This window comes from Nocardioides panacihumi (assembly GCF_039530925.1).
Taxonomy (GTDB): Bacteria; Actinomycetota; Actinomycetes; order Propionibacteriales; family Nocardioidaceae; genus Nocardioides; species Nocardioides panacihumi.
Window position 1 is genome coordinate 10,645 of sequence record NZ_BAAAPB010000008.1, and the last position, 18,796, is coordinate 29,440.

The window sequence follows — 18,796 nt, forward strand, 5'->3', positions numbered from 1 at the left end:
GCAGAAGCGCCGACTCGGACCTGCTGAGCGGTGCAGTACCGCCGACTCGGCGTCAGGCGTCGCCGCCCTCCTGCTTCACGCCCTGCGTGGCGGTCGGGTCGTCGATGCGGTACGCCGCGAACGCCTTCTCCACCAGCGCCCGGTCGATCTGCCCGGCGTCGGCGAGCGCCTGGAGCGCCTGGACGACGACGGACTGGGCGTCGATCTGGAAGAACCGGCGCGCGGCGGGACGGGTGTCGGCGAAGCCGAAGCCGTCGGCGCCGAGGACGCGGTAGTCACCCGGGACCCAGCGCGCGATCTGCAGCGGCACCGCACGCATGTAGTCGGACACCGCGATGACGGGGGCGTTCGAGCCGGACAGCTTGTCGGTGACGTACGGCGTCCGCGCGGCCTCGCCCGGGTGGTTGAGGTTCCACTGCTCGGCCGCGACGCCGTCGCGGGCCAGCTCGTTCCACGACGTGACCGACCAGAGGTCGGCCTGGACGCCCCACTCCTCGCTGAGCAGGCGGGCGGCCTCGTCGACCCACGGGAAGCCGACGCCCGAGGCGAGCAGCCGCACGCGCGGGCCGTCGCCCTCGCCGGAGGAGACCCAGTGGATCCCCTTGAGGATGCCCTCGACGTCCACGCCCTCGGGCTCGGCCGGCTGTGCGACCGGCTCGTTGTAGACGGTCACGTAGAAGATGACGTCCTCGCCGTTGCCGTTCGCACCGCCGGTGCCGTACATCCGCTCGAGCCCGCTCTGCATGATGTGCGCGACCTCGTAGGCGAACGCCGGGTCGTAGTGCACGACCGCCGGGTTGGTCGCCGCGAGGAGCGGCGAGTGGCCGTCGGCGTGCTGGAGACCCTCACCGGTCAGCGTGGTGCGACCGGCGGTGGCGCCGATGAGGAAGCCACGCGCGAGCTGGTCGGCCATCGCCCAGATCGAGTCGCCCGTGCGCTGGAAACCGAACATCGAGTAGAAGATGTAGAACGGGATCATGTGCTCGCCGTGGGTCGAGTACGCCGACCCGGCGGCCGTCGCCGACGCCATGGCGCCCGCCTCGGAGATGCCCTCGTGGAGCATCTGGCCGGCGCTGGACTCCTTGTAGGAGAGCAACAACTTCCGGTCGACGGAGTCGTACTGCTGACCGGCCGGGTTGTAGACCTTGGCGGACGGGAACATGGAGTCCATGCCGAAGGTGCGGTACTCGTCCGGCGCGATCGGGACGATCCGCTGGCCGATCTCCGGGTCCTTCATCCAGTCGCGCAGCTGGCGCACGATCGCCATCGTCGTGGCGATCTTGTTGTTGCCCGACCCCTTCTTCAGGTCGGCGTAGATCGCGTCGCCCGGGAGCGTCAGCGACTTGGCCCGCACCACGCGCTTGGGGAGCGAGCCGCCGAGCTGGCGGCGGCGCTCGAGCATGTACTCGATCTCGGGAGCGTCCGTGCCGGGGTGGAACAGCGGAGCGGCGCCGGTGCGCTCGTAGGTCTCCTCGAGCTCGCGGTCGGAGATCGGGAGGTAGAGCCGGTCGCGGAACTTCTTCAGGTCCGCCATCGTCAGCTTCTTCATCTGGTGCGTGGCGTTCTTGCCCTCGAGGGCGTCGATCGTCCAGCCCTTGACGGTCTTGGCCAGGATCACCGTCGGCTGCCCCGCGTGCTTGGTCGCGGAGTCGAACGCCGCGAACACCTTGCGGTAGTCGTGGCCGCCGCGCGGGAGCTTGCGGATCTGCTCGTCGCTCATGTGCTCGACCATCTTGCGCAGCCGCGGGTCACTGCCGAAGAAGCTGTCGCGGATGTAGTCGCCGCTCTCGACCGAGTAGGTCTGGAACGCACCGTCGGGCGTGGTGTTCATGCGGTTGACCAGGACGCCGTCGACGTCGCGGGCGAGCAGGTCGTCCCACTCGCGGCCCCAGACGACCTTGATGACGTTCCAGCCGGCGCCGCGGAAGTTGGACTCCAGCTCTTGCATGATCTTGCCGTTGCCCGTCACCGGACCGTCGAGCTGCTGCAGGTTGCAGTTGATGACCCAGGTGAGGTTGTCGAGCTCCTCGCGGGCGGCGATGCGGATCGCGCCCAGCGACTCGGGCTCGGCCATCTCGCCGTCGCCGAGGAAGGCGAAGACGCGCTGCTGGCTGGTGTCCTTGATGCCGCGGTTGTGCAGGTAGCGGTTGAACCGCGCCTGGTAGATCGAGTTGAGGCCGGTGAGGCCCATCGACACCGTCGGGAACTCCCAGAAGTCGGGCATCAGCCTCGGGTGGGGGTACGACGACAGCCCGGCGTGCGGCCCGTGCTGGACCTCCTGCCGGAACCGGAACATCTGCTCCTCGGTCAGCCTGCCCTCGAGGAAGGCGCGGCTGTAGATGCCGGGGGAGGCGTGGCCCTGGATGTAGATCTGGTCGCCGCCACCGGGGTGGTCCTTGCCGCGGAAGAAGTGGTTGAAGCCGACCTCGTAGAGGCTCGCGCTCGACTGGTAGGTGGCGATGTGGCCGCCGACCTCCAGGCCCTTGCGGTTGGCGCCCGAGACCATGACGGCGGCGTTCCAGCGGATGAACGCACGGATGCGGCGCTCGACGTCCTCGTCACCGGGGAACCACGGCTCGCGCTCCGGCGGGATCGTGTTGATGTAGTCGGTGCTGCGCAGCGCGGGGACGCCGACCTGCATCTCGCGAGCGCGCTCGAGCAGGCGGAGCATGACGTAGCGCGCGCGGTCACGGCCGCGCTCGCCGACCATGGCGTCGAACGACGCGATCCAGTCCTGGGTCTCTTCGGGATCGATGTCCGGGAGCTGGGTCGGCAGGCCCTCGTGGATGACGGTGGGCTGGCTGGGGGTAGGCACCGGGGTCGTCGTGGTGGACGGCGTGCCGGACGTGCCAGAAGTAGAGGTGGAGGCTTCGGTCACTCTGGCATCGTGTCACGCCCCACGAATCACTCAAACTTACCGGTGAGTACCCTTCGTACGGGCGGTGGAACGTTACAAATGTGCAGGCGTACCCGAGCGTGTCGCGCGGGAAACCTTGCATCAGCCCCCGAAACCCGCTGGACTGTCCACCATTCCGGGGCTGAAGCGCCGGAGTCGACACTGATCACCGACAGAGCAGGAGTGGAACACAACGTGGGCTCGACCGCGGCCGCTGGGCCGGCGGACCGACTGGGCTTCAAGCCCGGGATGGTCATCCAGGAGCTGGGCTGGGACGGTGACACCGACGACGAGCTGCGGGTCGCCATCGAAAACACCGTCGACGCCGACATGGTGGACAGCGAGTACGGCAACGACGTTGACGCCGTCGTGCTGTGGTGGCGCGACGACGACGGTGACCTCGTCGACGGGCTCGTCGACGCGCTCACCGACCTGGTGGGCGGCGGTGCCATCTGGCTGCTGACCCCGAAGGTCGGCCGGGCAGGTTCCGTCGACCCCGCCGAGATCGCCGAGGCGGCCCCGTTGGCCGGCCTCTCACAGACAACGACCGCGGCCGTCAGCAAGGACTGGGCCGCCACTCGACTGGTGGCGCCGAAGACGGTCGGGTGACCCGGATCCGCCTCGGAGGCATGGTCGACGGGATCGTCGGCCGTGGGACCTCGGCCGCGACCGCGGTCAGGGTCCTCGTCGGCTCCGGGGTGGTCCGGGCGTACTCACCGACCACCCTCGCGCGGCTCGCGAAGGTGCTGCGCGCCTGGGGCACCAGCCCCGCTGGCGGGTTCGCGACGCTCGCCGTACGCCAACCCGACGCCGTCGGTCTCGTCGACGAGCTCGGGACGCTCACGTGGAGCGAGCTGCACGGTCGCTCCAACGCGCTCGCCCGCGCACTCGCCGATCGCGGCGTCGGGGAGGGCGACGGGATCGCCGTCATGTGCCGCAACCACCGCGGCTTCCTCGACATCACGCTCGCCGCCAGCAAGCTCGGCGCCGACGTCCTCTATCTCAACACCGCCTTCGCCGGCCCCCAGCTGGCGGACGTCCTGGCGCGCGAGCGCCCGTTGGTCGTCGTCCACGACCAGGAGTTCGAGGGGCTCCTCGCCGCGGGCCTGTCGGGGAAGGACGCGCCCCTGCGGATCGTGGCCTGGACCGAGTCGGAGGTCGACGCCGACACGCTCGACGGCCTGATCAGCCACCAGAGCGACCTCGACCTGCGGCCGCCGTCGCGGACCGGCCGGCTGGTCATCCTGACCTCCGGCACGACGGGGACGCCGAAGGGCGCCCCGCGCAGCGAGGCCGGGATCGACGCGGCGATCTCGCTGCTCTCCCGCATGCCGATCCGGGCCGGTTACCGCGCCCATGTCGCGGCACCCCTCTTCCACACCTGGGGGCTCGCGCACCTCCTCCTGGCCATGCTGCTCGGCACGCCGCTGGTGCTGCGTCGACGCTTCGACCCCGAGGAGGCGCTACGGGCCATCACCGCCGAGAAGGCGGACACGTTCGTCGTCATCCCGGTGATGCTGCAGCGCATCCTGGCCCTGCCGGAGGAGGTCCGGGCGGCCTACGACCTGAGCGGGCTCAAGGTGGTGGCGTCGTCAGGCTCGGCGCTGCCGGGCGACCTGGCACTGGGCTGGATGGACGCGTTCGGCGACAACCTCTACAACATCTACGGCTCGACCGAGGTGGCCTACGCGTCGGTCGCGACGCCCGCCGACCTGCGCGCGGCGCCGACCTCCGCCGGACGTCCGCCCTGGGGGACGGTCGTGAAGATCCTCGACCCGTCGGGGTCGGAGCTCCCGGCGGGGGAGTCGGGGCGCGTCTTCGTCGGCAACACGCTGCTCTTCGAGGGCTACACCGGCGGCGGCCACAAGGAGGTCGTCGACGGCCTGATGTCCACCGGTGACGTCGGACGTTTCGGCCCGGACGGCAGGCTCTACATCGAGGGCCGCGACGACGAGATGATCGTCTCCGGCGGTGAGAACGTCTTCCCCCGGGAGGTCGAGGACTGCCTCGCCCGGCACCCGGCGGTCGACGACGTGGCGGCGATCGGAGTCGAGGACCCCGACTTCGGACACCGCCTGCGCGCGTTCGTGGTGATCGCGGAATCCGCCCGAGGGGTGACCGATGACGAGCTCAAGGAGTGGGTGCGAGAGAATCTGGCGCGGTACAAGGTGCCGCGCGAGATCGTGCGGCTGCCGGAGCTGCCGCGCAACGCGACCGGCAAGCTGCTCAAGAGGGAGCTCGCGGCGGATCGGGCCGCCGACGGGACTGACGAGAAGGAGTCGTAGGTGACGGGTCTGGCCATCGGGGGGCCTGCGCCGGACTTCACGCTGCGCGACCAGTTCGGGCAGGACGTCACGCTGTCGTCCTACGTCGGGAGCAAGGCGGTGCTGCTGCTCTTCTACCCGGCCGCCTTCTCGGGCGTCTGCACGGGCGAGATGGCCGGTGTCCGCGACCGCCTCGACGACTTCCTGACCTTCGACACCGAGGTCCTCGCCATCTCGACGGACCCGATCTACGCGCTGCGTGCCTTCGCCGACCAGGACGGGCTCAACTTCCCGCTGCTGTCCGACTTCTGGCCGCACGGCGCGGTCGCGCAGTCGTACGACGTCTTCGACTCCGCTCGCGGCTCGGCCCGCCGGTCCTCGTACGTCGTCGGCCGGGACGGCCTGGTCCGCTGGTCGGTGCACAACGCCAACCCGGACGGGCGCGACCTCGCCGAGCACCTGCGCCAGCTGCGCGCAGCGGCCGAGTGAGCCTGTCGCTGCTCCCGGTCTAGACAGCGATCCCGAAGATCCTGCGTTCTTCTGCGCGACGAACAGGCCCGGCGTAGTGTTCGGGGTGTCGAGCCGCTGGAGACCCGAGACTCCAGCGGCTCGACTTCAGCATTTCCGGGACGTTTAGCCCCGGGCAGCGCGCTCGCGTAGTCTGTGCGGCGCTTCGCGGGCGCATAGCTCAGTTGGTTAGAGCACCGGTCTTACAAACCGGTGGTCGGGGGTTCGAGTCCCTCTGCGCCCACCGCGTGACCCCTTGCCGGCACCGCCAGCCGCGCTGATCGGTCCTGCACTTCTTCGATCGCAGACGGCCCGGCCGATGTGACGGACGATGCAATCGTTCTCAGGGACTCGGGAGAGGGTATGAGTCACAGCGAGCTCTTCGATCCGCTCATCCGGGCGACGGGCGAGGCGGTGTGGAACTGGTCGTTCGACGGACGGCTCGACTGGCACGACTCGCCTTACACCTCGACGCTGGGCATCACCGGACTCCTCGGCACCACGACCGTCGCCGCCTGGACCGAGCGCCTGCACCCCGACGACGCCACCCGCGTCATCGACAGCCTGATCCGTGCGCGCGTCCACCCCGAGCGGCTCTGGTCGGAGGAGTACCGGCTGCGGCGTGACGACGGCGGCTATGCGTGCGTCCTGGGACGCGGCAGTGTCCTCAGCGACCCGAGCGGCGTGCCGGTGCGGATGGTGGGCACCATCCGCGACGTCACCGCCGAACGGGACGCTCAGCGGCAGCTCCAGGAGGCCGTCGACTACACCGACGCTCTCTTCCAGAGCCTCCCGGGAGCGCTCTACCACGTCGGCGCCGACCGGCTCCTGGTCCGCTGGAACGCCGCGCTCTCCGAGATCACCGGCTACTCCGACGCGGAGCTGGCCCGGATGGAGGTGACCGAGCTGTTCGCGCCCGAGGACCGGTCCACGGTCGAGGTGGCGTTCGAGGGGGTCTTCGCCGAGGGCCACGGCCAGGTCTGGGCGGACCTGCTCTGCAAGGACGGCCGCCGGCTGCCGTACTTCTCCACCGGTCGCCGCTTCACCCACGACGGTGAGGAGGGGTACGTCGGGATCGCGCTCTCCATGGCGGAGCAGGTCGCCCTCCAGCAGCGGTTGCAGCACGAGGCCACCCACGACTCGCTCACGGGACTGGCCAACCGCAGCCTGCTGCACCAGGAGCTTGCCGCAGCGATCGGGGCCGCCGAGCGCGACGGCCACCTCGTCGCGCTGCTCGACATCGACCTCGACCGGTTCAAGATCGTCAACGACGGCTTCGGTCACCCGTTCGGCGACGTGGTCCTCCAAGCCGTCGCCCGCCGACTGCGTGCCTTGGTGTGCCTGGACGACACGGTGGTGCGGATGGGCGGCGACGAGTTCGTGATCCTGACCCCGCGGGTCAGCAGGACCGACGACATCGAGGAGATGGCCCAGCGCCTCGTCGACTCGTTCGCCGAGCCGTTCATGGTCGAGGGACGGCGCGTCCACCTGACCGGCAGCATCGGGATCACGTTCTACCCGCGGGACGGCGACACCGGCACGGAGCTCATCGACAACGCCGACATGGCGATGTACCACGCCAAGTCGGCGGGTCGCAGCGCCTTCCGCGTGTTCGCGCCGGAGATGGCCGAGGAGGCGCAACGGCGCACCGAGATGGAGATCGACCTTCGCGGCGCGGCCCAGGCCGGACAGCTGTGGCTCGCGTTCCAGCCCAAGGTCGACCTCGACCGCGACACCATCACCGGCTGTGAGGCGCTCCTGCGCTGGGACCACCCGAAGCACGGCCCGATCTCCCCGGTCGACTTCATCCCGATCGCCGAGGACTCCGGCCTGATCCTGCCGATCGGGGAGTGGGCGCTGGAGACGGCCTGCCGACAGGGCCGCGCCTGGTTGGACGCCGGCCTTCCTCCGGTGTCGATCGCGGTGAACATCTCGGCCGCGCAGCTCTTCCAGCGCGACCCCGTCGCCTGGGTGGCCGGCACCCTGGAACGCACCGGCTTCCCCGCCGACCTGCTCGAGCTCGAGCTCACCGAGTCGCAGCTGGCGCAGGACGTGGAGACCGCGATCGACGTCTTCCGTCAGCTGCGCGGACTCGGGATCAGGCTGGCGATCGACGACTTCGGCACCGGCTACTCCAGCCTCGAATACCTGCGCCGCTTCGACGTCACCTCGCTCAAGATCGACCGCTCCTTCGTCGACGGCATGCTGGCCGAGCCGGGTGACGCCGCCATCGTGCGCGCCGCGATCGCGCTGGCGCACTCGTTCGGGCTGTCGGCGATCGCCGAGGGCGTGGAGACCGAAGCCCACAGGAGATGCCTCCGCGAGCTGCGCTGCGACCAGATCCAGGGTTACCTCGTCAGCAGGCCCGTCCCCGCCGACGAGTTCGCCACGCTGCTGCTGCGCCGCTGACGCGAGCCGTCGGCGGCAGCCCTCGGGGCGGTTCCGCCGCGCGCATCGGGGCTCGACCGGACCGGACGAATCGAGATCGATCCGGTGACACGGGGATGAAGAACGCGGTCTGCGGGGTACGGATCTCGTCGGGTGCGCCCGCACATCGTCTCGGAGGGTGGTAGGTCCCATGATGCACTCGAAGATTCCTGCCCTGGCCGGCTCTCTCGTGGTCGTCGCGGCCACACTGCTCGCCGTACCGACCGCGGCCCAGCCAGCGAGCGCGGCGAGCGCTCCAGCAGCGACGGGGCCGGTGGCGCCGTACAGCGGTCTGAGTCCCGCGCAGCGGACCCGCCTGCGAGAGATCGCGCGGGACACGTGGACGTTCTTCGCCGACGACGTCGATCCGCACACCCACCTGCCGCTGGACAACGTGACCTACGCGGGCGGCTCGAGCAGCCCGACCGACAGGGGTCGCTACACCTCATCGGCCAACATCGGGGTCTACCTCTGGTCGCTGGTCTCGGCCTCCGACCTCGGCCTGATCAGCCGGGACCGAGCCACGGAGCTGGCGAAGCAGACCCTGCGCGAGGTCGCGTCGCTGCCGGCGTACCAGGGCTTCCTCTACCAGTGGTACGACACCGACAACGGTCGCGCGCTGCTCAACCCCGGCCAAGGTGACTGTCCGACGACCGGCGGCACCTTCGACAACTGCTCCTTCCTCTCCAACGTCGACAACGGGTGGTACGCCTCGGGGCTCGTCGTCGTGAAGCAGGCGTTGCCCGGCGCGCGCAAGACCGCCGCGGCGCTGCTGGGGCGGATGGACTTCTCGCTCTTCTACGACGACCGCGCCGAGACGCACTGCAACACCAACCCGGCGATCCCCGGCAACCAGCCGACGGGTCAGATGTACGGCGGCTACTACGTCGGCAGCCCTCCGGACGTCGGGGACAACTGGACGCACTACTACCACAACGGCGCGCTCTACTCCGACCCTCGGATCTCTGCCTACATCGGCATGGGCCTGCACCAGATGCCCGGCAACGTGTGGTGGCGCAGCTGGCGCGAGCTGCCCCCGCCGGCGCCGTACGACGACTGCACGAGCGACCCGGACTTCTCCTGGCAGGGTCAGTGGCCGATGACCGGCTCGTGGCAGACCGTCACCGACCCGCAGTCGGGTGAGACCTTCCCGGTCTGGGAGGGGGCCTACACCTACCCGGGGACCGACCTGCGATTCATCCCCACCTTCGCGGGAGGCATGTTTGAGGCGCTGATGGCCAACGAGGTCGTCCCCGAGACCTCGTGGGGGACGCACGGGATGGGGCTGGCCGACCAGCGCAGCGTCGCGGTCCAGCAGAAGTACGCGACGGAGCAGCTCGGCCTGCCGGTCTGGGGCATGTCGCCCTCGAGCACGGCGGACGACACCGGCGGCTACTCGGGGTACGGCGTGGAGGGACTGCGGTTCCCGTACTTCGGCGCGGGCGCGACCGCGGCGAACCCGAACCTCGGCCTGTCCCAGTGCCACGGCTGTGCAGGAGAGGACGTGGTGTCCCCGCACGCGTCGTTCCTGGCACTGGACGTCGCGCCCCAGGCCGCCTACGACAACCTGGTGAAGCTGGCATCACTCTTCCCGGGGGTCTACGGGTCGCACGGCTTCTTCGACGCGGTCAACCCGACGACCGGCACGGTGGGGCATCGGATCCTGGTGCTCGACCAGTCGATGATCATGGCCGCGCTGGACAACGCGCTGCAGGACCGTGCGTTGCAACGGCACTTCGCCGACGACCCGGTCTCCTCGGTCGCCCACACCTACCTGGGGATGGAGCGGATGGCACTGGAGTGACGTACGCCGGGCTCGGAGCGGCCATCTCGCCTACAGTGGAGCGCATGGACGCGGACCCTGTCCCGATCGCCTACACCGCGCTGCAGCCGGGAACCCCGGTGCAGACGAGCGACGGCCGTGAGTTCGGCACCGTCGTGGCCGTTCTCGTCGATGCCCCGGTCGACGTGTTCGACGGCATCAACGTGCGGACAGCCGACGGCACCCGGTTCGTCGACGCGGACCAGATCGGGCGCATCTTCACCACCCACGTGTGCACGACCCTGTCCTGGGCCGAGACCGCCGACCTTCGCGGCGCCCGCTGACGGCCAGGCTCGCCATTCGTCAGGAGACCGGGGTCGCCGTCCCGGCCTCGGCGTCGGGCACCGGAGCGAGGTAGGCGTGCACGAGGGGCACGACGGACGCGCCCTCGCCGCTGGCCGCGGCGACCCGCTTCATCGACCCTGACCGGATGTCGCCCGCAGCGAAGATCCCGGGCACCGTGGTGGCCAGGTTGGCCGGGGGCAGTCCGTCCACCCACATCTCCCGCGGGACGTCGCGACCGGTGAGGATGAAGCTGTTGCGGTCGCGGGCCAGCTCGGGCGGCAGCCAGTCGCAGCGCGGCTCGGCGCCGAGCAGGAGGAACAGGCCGCGCGCCTCCTTGGTGGTGCGCTCGCCGGTGTTGATGTCCTCCAGGCACAGCCACTCGAGCTGCCCCTCGCCGCCACCGTCCACGACTCGGCTGCAGGGGAGCACGTGGATCCGCTCGTTGTAGCTGATCTCGTCGATCAGGTACTGCGACATCGTCTCCTCGAGGCCGGGCCGGCGGACCGCGATGGTGACCGAGCTCGCGAACCTCGCCAGGTGCAGCGCTGCCTGGCCGGCCGAGTTGCCGCCGCCGACCACGACCACGTCGTACCCCTCCATCTCGCGCGCGGCGGTCATCGCGGCCCCGTAGTTGACGCCGGCGCCGACCAGGTCCTCGAGAGGCGGCACGCCGAGCTTGCGGTAGGCCACTCCGTTGGCCACCAGGACGGTCCGGGCGCGTACGTCGCCACCGTCGGTGCAGAGCTGGTGCGGCTCGCCGTCCGCCCCGATGACCAGCTCTCTGACCTCCCAGCCGGTGAAGAAGTCGGTGCCGAAGCGCAGCGCCTGGTTGCGGGCGCGCTGGGCCAGCCGCATCCCGGAGATGCCGCGCGGGAAGCCGAGGTAGTTGCGGATCATCGAGCTGGTGCCGGCCTGGCCGCCGATCGCCTCGGCCTCCAGGACGACGACCGACAGGCCCTCGGACGCGCCGTACACCGCGGCCGCGAGCCCCGCGGGACCGCCGCCGACGATCGCCAGGTCGACGACGCCGTCGACCTTGAAGTCGCCCGGACGGCCGTAGATCGAGACCGCGACGTCGCGGACGCTGGTGGCCTGGATCGGCACGCGGTTGGCGGCGTACACGACGGGGTAGCGCAGCTCCTCGACGCCGAGCTGCGCCTTGATCATGCCGAGGTAGTCGGCGATCGCCGGGTCGGCGGGGTCCCAGACCTTGTTCTGCATGCCCATCCGGTCCAGGAAGTCGCGGATCGCCATGGTCAGCGCGTCCTGGTGCGGGGAGAGGATCTTGGCGCTGACGACCTCGGGCTGCGGCACCGTCGAGCCCCAGTCCGACAGGAGGTCGGTGATGGCGTTGTGGAACTCCTCGTCGCGTCGGCCGCGCGGCATGAGCAGGTAGGCGTCGTACTTCCCCTTCGCAAGCCCGATCCTCAGCGGCGGGCCGTCCTCGACGAAGTGGTCCCAGTGCGCGGTGATGACCTTGCGGGCGGTGGGGATCACCTGACGCCAGCGGTGGATCGCCTCGAAGATGTGGTCGACGTCGGGCAGGCGTGAGTCGCTGACGAACAGCGCGACCATGCCGCCGCGCTCGAGGATCTCCTGCGCCACGGCCTCCGCCTCGCCTGCGTCCCCGGCGACGCGCAGGTCGTAGTCGCGGTCGTACCGGCTTCGAAACTCCTCCAGGAGCACGTCGCCGTGGTCGCCGGACACCAGGATGATCGCGGGATCGCCTTCCACCGGTTCAGCCTAGGCGAGGCGACTCATCCGGGGACCACGGATTTCTGCGGGCCGCCCCGCGGATCAGGCGTCCGTGTGGCTCGTGCGTGGCCAGTGAGCGGCCGCCATCGCTCCCGTGGCTCCTGCGACCAGGGAGACCAGCGGCACCAGCAGGAGCAGCATCATGCCCGAGCCGAGGCTGTCGCCGACGGCGTACGTCGCCAGGTCGGGTGCGCCGCTGGTCGCGAAGTCACGCACCATCCCGGGGTCGTAGGGGCGTCCGGCGAGGATCACCGTCTCGCCGCCCCACACGAGGAACAGCCCGAGGCCACCCGCGAGCGCGGCCAGACCCACGCAGCGCAGGCCGATCGTGGTCGACGTCGACCGTCGTGTCGCTCGCCACCCCAGGATCAGTGCCACGCACGGCGCGAGCGCGAGCAGAGGTATCGAGATGCCTGCAGGGGTCCCGGATGCGACGAGGGCGACCATCCACACGCCGGCGATGACCGCTCCGGACGCCAGCATCTGGCCGGTCGGCCCGCCGCGGCCGAGCCGCGCGGCCAGGCCGGCCCCGATCGTCACGTAGCCGACGACCACGATCGAGAAGAGCCCGACCGCGACCCAGGTGCCCGCACCAGAGACGATGCCCGGGTAGCGGACCAGCGCGACCACGACGACAGTCAGGCTCGACAGCCCGGCCACGAGCAGGGTGCCGACGCCGGCGGGAACACTCAGCGCCAGCGCCCACAGGCAGCCGCGGGCGAAGCGTCGTCGCGCGCGGGGGTCGGAGATCTGCTCGGCCTCGGCGAGCATCGCCCGGCCCCACTCGGGACGGCCGGCGAGCTCGGCGAGGAGGCCGATGACGGCGCGCGTGATCACGCGGGGTCCCATCGGACCTGGCCCCGTGGCGCGCGGGCAGGCATCGGGGAGAGCCCCGCCGCCTCGTGCAGTCCGGCCGCGGTGATCCGATACAGGTGCCGCGGCGGCCGCCCTGCTCCAGGCGTCTCCCACATCGAGTCGACGAAGCCCCGGTCGCAGAGGCGGATCAGGATCGGGTAGAGCGAGCCGGACCGGAGGTCCAGCTCGGTGCACAGGTCGTAGCCGTGCCGCCAGGTCAGGGGCTGGGCGCTGAGCGCGCGCAGGACCTTCACGCTCTGGGGCGAGTGCGCACGGCGCCGGGTCACGTCCGTAACTCTACCTAGATAGAGATGCTGCGTCCACGGTCAGTCCTCCGGGCGGCCGCGCAGCCGCTTGATCTCGCTACGCCTCTTCTTGTGGTGGATGCGCCGCTGCTGGGACCCCCTCGACGGCTTGGTCGGCACCCGTGCGGCGGGCGGTGGCTTGATCGCCTCCTCGAGCAGCTCCGCGAGCCGTTCCTCCGCAGCGCGGCGGTTGCGCAGCTGGGACCGGTGCTCGGACGCCGCGACCGTCACGACCGGGTCCCCGAGACGGCTGAGCATCCGCCGCTTGAGGTCGTCGGGGAACGCGTCCGAACCGGCGACGTCGAAGGACAGCTGGACGCGCGTGTCGGTCGTGTTGACGTTCTGGCCGCCCGGGCCCGACGAGCGGGAGAACCGCCAGGTCAGCTCGGCATCCGGGATGACGTGGTCACGGACGGTGATCACGACGCGTCCCACCGCGTCGCGTCGCGAGGGGTCTCCAGCGGCGGCCGGTGGGGTTCGTCGAGCGTCACGACCCCATCATGCCCGCGGCAGGGGAGTGGGCTCGCTCAGACGCCCGCGGCGGTGACGATGGCGTCGGTGAGGAAGCCCGCGATCAGGCCGACCAGCATGCCGTACGCGAGCAGGTCGCTGCGGCGGGCCCGGGAGGCCACCGCGATCAGCTGGGTGATGACGTAGATCAGCGACCCGGCCGCCAGGGTCAGGAACGCGACGCTCACGGGCTCGCTGGTGAACCCGTGGCCGACGAGCGTGCCGATGAAGGTCGGGCCGCCACCGATCGCGCCGAGGGTCAGCAGGAACGCCCAGCTGGGACGACGAGCCACCCCGTTCTCGTCGACGTCCGCGGCGAGCGGGGCCACGATGCCGAAGCCCTCCGTGGCGTTGTGCAGCCCGAAGCCGATGACCAGCATCACGGCGAGGGCGATCTCGCCCGAGGCGGCCGACTGCCCGATGGCCAGGCCCTCGGCGAAGTTGTGCAGGCCGATGCCCACGGCGATCATCAGCGAGAGTCTCCTCGCCTCCGACCAGCTCGCGATCCCGCGGAACCGGGCGGTCTCGCCGACGGTCATCGCGCCGGGTCCGAACGGGCGCGCGGGCCGCGCCGCGTGGCCGGCCATCCAGCGCTCGTAGTAGACGAGCGACAGCAGGCCGACGGCCAGGCCAGCCGTCGCGATCAGGCCGTACCCGATCGCCTTGCCCGCGCCGCCGTCACCCTCGTGGATCGAGGTGAGCGCCTCGTCGATGGGCTCCCACGCCGCGGACAGCACGTCCCACACGAGGAAGAGCAGCACGCCGACGGCAGTGGCGTTGAGGAACACGCGCAGCGAGGGCGACGCCGAGCGCATCCGGCCGATCGGGAGGCCGACCAGGATGGTCACGCCGGCAATCAGCCCCAGCAGCAGTGTGGTCCCCAGTCCCACGGAACACCCCAGATCTCGTCGCTCACGAAATGACCTGTTTAGGTTAGCCTGACCTATCTGTCCGTGCCTAGTCGGCGGCCCACGAACGGCGTGCGGGACGTGTCACGCGCAGCACCCCGGTGAGCATCGGGACGTCGAACTCCCCGACGGTCTCGGGCCGGTCCAGGAGGAAGGCGCGAACACGGCTCAGCGTGGTCTCGCGCTCCCGCGGCGACATGACGAGCACGCCGGCACGGGTCGCGAGCGCGTCGACCAACGACGCGACCGAGCGGCGCTGTCCGTGGACGAACTCGGCCCGCCTCGGAGCGTCGAAGGCGGCGGGCGCACCCGGCGGTGGCAGGTACGCACGCGCGGTGGCCGCGCGCCAAGAGCTGAGCAGGTCACGCGGACCGACCACGGCGGGCCCGGCCACCCGCGCGAGTGCTGCCACCCAGTCGACACGATCGTCCAGGACGTTCCAGAGCCCGGCGAGGGTGCCGCCCGGCTCGAGGACCCTCGAGATCTCTGGTCCGGCGACGGCCATGTCGAACCAGTGGAGTGAGTGACCGGCGAGCACGGCATCGACGGTCCCGTCCGCCAGCGGGATCTCCTCGGCGCGCCCCGTCATCGCCGGGACGCCGGGCAGCCGGCGACGCAGCTCCGCCAGCATCGCGGCGTCCGGTTCGACGGCCGTGACGTCCGCGCCGACCGCCACGAGCACCTGCGTGAGCTTGCCGGTCCCAGCGCCGAGATCGAGCACCCGCGGACCTGGCGCGGCCGCCAGCGCCCAGCGCACGGCGGCGGGCGCGTAGTCCGGGCGGTGCTCGGCGTACGCAGCAGCTGCGGCACCGAACGAGGAACGGAGAACAGACGGGGCCTCGTCCACGTCAGACAGGCTAGCGACCGCACTCACGCCTCGGTCGTGATGCGGTTCCGGGCACGTCACGAGCGCGCCTTGTCACATTCCCGCGTCGAGCACCGTCGACAGACGTCACCACCGTGACCTACCGAACCCACTCCCGAGGAGCAGTCATGTCATCTGCAGTCGACTTCCAGGACGTCTCGACGATCGGCCTGGAGTCCTCGCCCGTCGCGCCGGCGCTCGCAGGCCTGCGCGCCAACGAGGCTCGCTACTTCAAGAACAAGTACGACCACGTCTTCACGGTCGAGCCCGCCGCCGAGGCGACGGAGGTCGTCGACTGGGTGCACGCCATCCTCCAGAAGGAACGCGACCTCGTGATCGAGTCGAAGCCGCTCGAGGCGACGGCGTTCGAGGTCGACGGGATCCGGATGGCGTACGTCTTCTACGAGTCGGGCCTGTCGATCAACGTGATGTACACGATCGCGGACGGCGGCAAGCGTGCGGTCGGGTTCAAGCTCTGCGACGGGATGGACGTCCCCGAGGAGCTCGCGACGCGCTTCAAGTTCGCGCGGCAGAAGTCGAAGCTGGCCGGCACGATCCGCGGCTCGTTCTTCGTGATCAAGGGCGAGTACTGAGCCGGTGCTCAGGTGCTCCCGGCAGCGCGGCGGACCTGAGCGGTCCAGCGCGGTCACGGAGCGATCACGGTCGCGCGATCTCGGCGCCGAGCATGCGGTCACGGAGCGATCACGGTCGCGCCGCTTCGATGTGTCGTCCGCACATCTCGCACACCTCGGCGCAGCGAGAGGAGGTGACAACAATGCGCAAAGAGCTGACCTTCACCGAGCTCGACAGCGAGCGGGTCGAGCTGCTTCCGGCACGCGACACCCTGACCTTCTTCGGGAAGAACAACTGGGCGTCGGTCTGGGCGTCGAACTCGTCGATGGCGTTCAACGCCGCTTCGATCTATTCGGCCGCGTCAAGCACCGCGGTCCAGCAGATCGCCGTCAACCAGAGCTGACAGTCGTCCGGCGTGGCCGCCCCCGTGGCCACGCCGTCCGGCACCATCCCCGAGGAGAGGGGGTGAACCGACATGCCATCACGCGCGGTCATCGGATTGGACGAGCTCGACTCGCAGCACGGGGAGGTGCTGCCCGACCGAGACACCCTCTGCTACGTGGGATGCGTCAACCTCACCACTGTCGTGGGCGTGAACGTAGCGATCGCCGTCAACGCCGCGACCATCAACTCCCAAGCCAACGCACTGGCGATGCAGTACATCGCGACCTACCTGCACTAGTCAGGCCCCAGCGTGACGGCGGGCGTGCGGCTCTGGCGCGTCCGCCGTCACTCAGAGCAACCAGCGAGACCAGAGCGATCGGAACGACGGCGCCATCAGAGCAACCAGAGCGAACCAGAGCGAACCAGAGCGAACCAGAGCGAGGCCACGATGAAACAGGCCACCCATCACGACATCGCCGACGGGGAGGTGACCCGTCAGGTGCCGGAAGAGCCACCACGATGGCGCCGGACACCTCAGACCGAGGTCCTCGGACCGCTCCAGAACTCGGGGCTGCGCGACCCGTCGTACCTGGTCCGGCGGTGGGACGACCAGATGGTGCAGCTCAGCGAGCTGCTCTATCTCGCCCTCATCTACGTCGAGCCCACCCGCTCCTCCGCTGAGGTCGCCGAGCTCGTCAGCGCCGCTGACGGCCGCATCCTCAACGCCGCCGGCCTCGACTACCTCGTCGAGACCCGGTTGCAGCCGCTCGGTCTCGTGGAGCCGGTCAGCGGCGGCGGCGCCGTCGTACGGGCCCCGCGGGCCAACCCCCTGCTGGCCCTGAGCGTGAAGGGCACGATCGTGCCGCCGGCCTGGAGCCGCCGCCTCGGGGAGTGGCTGCGACCGATGTTCTGGCCGCCGGTGGTGGTGGTCGGCCTCATCGCGCTCGTGGCGCTCGACGTGGTGATCGTGCGACAGGCCGACTTCTCGGGCGCGCTGCTCGAGCTCTTCCTCCACCCCACGCTCGCGTTGGTGATGTACGCGATCGTCACCCTCGCCGGCCTGATCCACGAGGTCGGGCACGCGACGGCCTGTCGCTACGGCGGCGCGCGCCCCGGTGCGATCGGCGTCGGCCTGTACCTCGTCTTCCCGGCCTTCTACACCGACGTGACGGACTCCTACCGACTCAGCCGCGGCGGACGAGTTCGCACCGACCTGGGCGGCCTGTACTTCCACGCGTGGTGCGTCGTCGCCCTCAGCCTCGTCTACCTGCAGAGCGGCGCGGGCATCATCGTGCTCTGCGTCCTGCTCATCCAGATCCAGATGGTCCAGCAGCTCATCCCGATCGTCCGGTTCGACGGCTACTACGTGCTCGCGGACCTCGCCGGCATACCGGATCTGTTCTCGCGCGTCGGTCCCGTCCTCCGCAGCCTGCGCCCCGGGGAGGAGCCGGACCGGCGGGTCCTGGAGCTCAAGCCGGCCGCCCGCAGGCTCGTCACGGGCTGGGTGGTCGTCGTGGTCCCGCTCCTGACGTTGCTCGTCGGATGGCTGCTGTGGACCATCCCGGATCTGGTCCACTCGGCCCGCATCGGCCTGGCGGCCCAGCAGGACGCCTTCGCGGCCGCGTGGGCGGCCCGGGACCTGGCGAACATGGCGCTGTCGGTCATCTCGGTCTTCCTGATCCTGCTCCCGCTGGTCGGGGTGGCGATCGTGGTCTGGCGGCTCGCCGTGTCGGTGGGGCGCGTGTTGCGGGCAGGAGTGCGCCGGGCCGGTGCCCGCAGGGCGGCGGCCGAGCCGACGTACGACCCCGACGGCGAGGACCTCGGTATCGCGCCGGACGTGGCCGCGGCGGTCGCCGCGGTGCCGGCTCACCGGGCACCGTCGGCGGCGGACTTCACGGACGAGAACATGTTGGACGACCGCGCGCCGGCTCCGGCCACCGGATGGCGCAAGGTCGTCTACGAGGGGACCGGGCACACGCTGAACCCCGGGCTCAGCGCCGCCGAGCGCCGGCGCGCGGAGCTCGAGGCCCGACTGCGGACGCCGATCCTGGGGTCGCGCCGGGTCGTCGTCATGAGCCGCAAGGGCGGCGTGGGGAAGACCACGACGACGCTCGCCCTCGGGAGCATCTTCGCCATGCTGCGCGGCGACCGCGTCGTCGCGGTCGACGCCAACCCCGACGCCGGCAACCTCGCCCACCGACTGGCGCCGCCGAGCTCGCGCAAGATCACCGACCTGCTGCAGGAGGTCGACCGCATCGACAGCTACTCCGTCCTCCGGGAGTTCACCTCGCAGGCGGTCGAGTCGCGCCTGGAGGTGCTCGCGTCGGACGACGATCCGCGCATCGGCCAGGCCCTGGGCCGGGAGGAGTACCACTCCCTGATCACCCTTCTCGACCACTTCTACAACCTCATCCTCCTCGACACCGGCACCGGCATCCTC

17 protein-coding genes and 1 tRNA gene are annotated in these 18,796 nt (G+C 70.5%); 11 read left to right on the top strand and 7 right to left on the bottom strand.

Annotation, left to right across the window (positions count from 1 at the left end; all coding sequences use genetic code 11):
• Positions 1-52 precede the first annotated feature (52 nt).
• Positions 53-2,878, bottom strand: coding sequence for a pyruvate dehydrogenase (acetyl-transferring), homodimeric type (gene aceE, locus ABD205_RS20985; RefSeq protein ID WP_425573089.1), 2,826 nt, complete (start codon positions 2,876-2,878; stop codon positions 53-55).
• 201 nt (positions 2,879-3,079) lie between these two features.
• On the opposite strand from aceE, the gene ABD205_RS20990 reads away from it, so the two are divergent.
• The 7 genes from ABD205_RS20990 to ABD205_RS21020 all read left to right on the top strand — a co-directional run bounded on the left by ABD205_RS20990 (position 3,080) and on the right by ABD205_RS21020 (position 10,200).
• Positions 3,080-3,505: a DUF3052 domain-containing protein gene (locus tag ABD205_RS20990; protein ID WP_344048296.1), complete on the top strand. Its 426-nt coding sequence runs from the start codon at positions 3,080-3,082 to the stop codon at positions 3,503-3,505.
• The gene (locus ABD205_RS20995) at positions 3,502-5,181 is read left to right on the top strand and encodes an AMP-binding protein (RefSeq protein ID WP_344048298.1); all 1,680 of its coding nucleotides are present in this window, start codon (positions 3,502-3,504) and stop codon (positions 5,179-5,181) included. The genes ABD205_RS20990 and ABD205_RS20995 overlap by 4 nt, the downstream gene beginning before the upstream one ends.
• Complete coding sequence (locus tag ABD205_RS21000) at positions 5,182-5,649, top strand: peroxiredoxin (RefSeq protein ID WP_344048300.1); 468 nt, start codon at positions 5,182-5,184, stop codon at positions 5,647-5,649.
• 188 nt (positions 5,650-5,837) lie between these two features.
• Positions 5,838-5,911 (top strand) — tRNA-Val (locus ABD205_RS21005).
• A gap of 119 nt (positions 5,912-6,030) precedes the next feature.
• The gene (locus tag ABD205_RS21010) at positions 6,031-8,076 is read left to right on the top strand and encodes a putative bifunctional diguanylate cyclase/phosphodiesterase (RefSeq protein ID WP_344048302.1); all 2,046 of its coding nucleotides are present in this window, start codon (positions 6,031-6,033) and stop codon (positions 8,074-8,076) included.
• A gap of 169 nt (positions 8,077-8,245) precedes the next feature.
• A complete protein-coding gene (locus ABD205_RS21015) occupies positions 8,246-9,898 on the top strand; it encodes a glucoamylase family protein (RefSeq protein ID WP_344048304.1) in 1,653 nt (550 codons plus the stop codon).
• A gap of 44 nt (positions 9,899-9,942) precedes the next feature.
• On the top strand, positions 9,943-10,200 hold the full coding sequence (locus ABD205_RS21020) for a hypothetical protein (protein ID WP_344048306.1): 258 nt from the start codon (positions 9,943-9,945) through the stop codon (positions 10,198-10,200).
• 19 nt (positions 10,201-10,219) lie between these two features.
• Here ABD205_RS21020 and ABD205_RS21025 read toward each other — a convergent pair whose 3' ends face one another.
• From ABD205_RS21025 to ABD205_RS21050, 6 genes are all read right to left on the bottom strand, one after another.
• Positions 10,220-11,935, bottom strand: coding sequence for an NAD(P)/FAD-dependent oxidoreductase (locus tag ABD205_RS21025; protein WP_344048307.1), 1,716 nt, complete (start codon positions 11,933-11,935; stop codon positions 10,220-10,222).
• 63 nt (positions 11,936-11,998) lie between these two features.
• A complete protein-coding gene (locus ABD205_RS21030; RefSeq protein ID WP_344048309.1) occupies positions 11,999-12,793 on the bottom strand; it encodes a hypothetical protein in 795 nt (264 codons plus the stop codon).
• Positions 12,790-13,098, bottom strand: coding sequence for a PadR family transcriptional regulator (locus tag ABD205_RS21035; RefSeq protein ID WP_344048311.1), 309 nt, complete (start codon positions 13,096-13,098; stop codon positions 12,790-12,792). The genes ABD205_RS21030 and ABD205_RS21035 overlap by 4 nt, the downstream gene beginning before the upstream one ends.
• 39 nt (positions 13,099-13,137) lie before the next feature.
• The gene (arfB, locus tag ABD205_RS21040; RefSeq protein WP_344048312.1) at positions 13,138-13,551 is read right to left on the bottom strand and encodes an alternative ribosome rescue aminoacyl-tRNA hydrolase ArfB; all 414 of its coding nucleotides are present in this window, start codon (positions 13,549-13,551) and stop codon (positions 13,138-13,140) included.
• Positions 13,552-13,643: 92 nt separating this feature from the next.
• Complete coding sequence (locus ABD205_RS21045) at positions 13,644-14,516, bottom strand: ZIP family metal transporter (protein ID WP_344048313.1); 873 nt, start codon at positions 14,514-14,516, stop codon at positions 13,644-13,646.
• A 67-nt stretch (positions 14,517-14,583) separates the two neighbouring features.
• The gene (locus ABD205_RS21050; protein ID WP_344048314.1) at positions 14,584-15,381 is read right to left on the bottom strand and encodes a class I SAM-dependent methyltransferase; all 798 of its coding nucleotides are present in this window, start codon (positions 15,379-15,381) and stop codon (positions 14,584-14,586) included.
• Positions 15,382-15,527: 146 nt separating this feature from the next.
• Between ABD205_RS21050 and ABD205_RS21055 the strand changes: the two genes are divergently transcribed.
• From ABD205_RS21055 to ABD205_RS21070, 4 genes are all read left to right on the top strand, one after another.
• Complete coding sequence (locus ABD205_RS21055; protein WP_344048316.1) at positions 15,528-15,992, top strand: phage tail protein; 465 nt, start codon at positions 15,528-15,530, stop codon at positions 15,990-15,992.
• Positions 15,993-16,174: 182 nt separating this feature from the next.
• Positions 16,175-16,375 carry a hypothetical protein gene (locus ABD205_RS21060; RefSeq protein ID WP_344048317.1) on the top strand — a complete coding sequence of 67 codons (201 nt, stop codon included), beginning with the start codon at positions 16,175-16,177 and terminating at the stop codon, positions 16,373-16,375.
• Positions 16,376-16,447: 72 nt separating this feature from the next.
• Complete coding sequence (locus ABD205_RS21065) at positions 16,448-16,654, top strand: hypothetical protein (protein WP_344048319.1); 207 nt, start codon at positions 16,448-16,450, stop codon at positions 16,652-16,654.
• Between the two features lie 150 nt (positions 16,655-16,804).
• A partial coding sequence (locus ABD205_RS21070) for a MinD/ParA family ATP-binding protein (RefSeq protein ID WP_344048321.1) occupies positions 16,805-18,796 on the top strand: 1,992 nt, incomplete at its 3' end.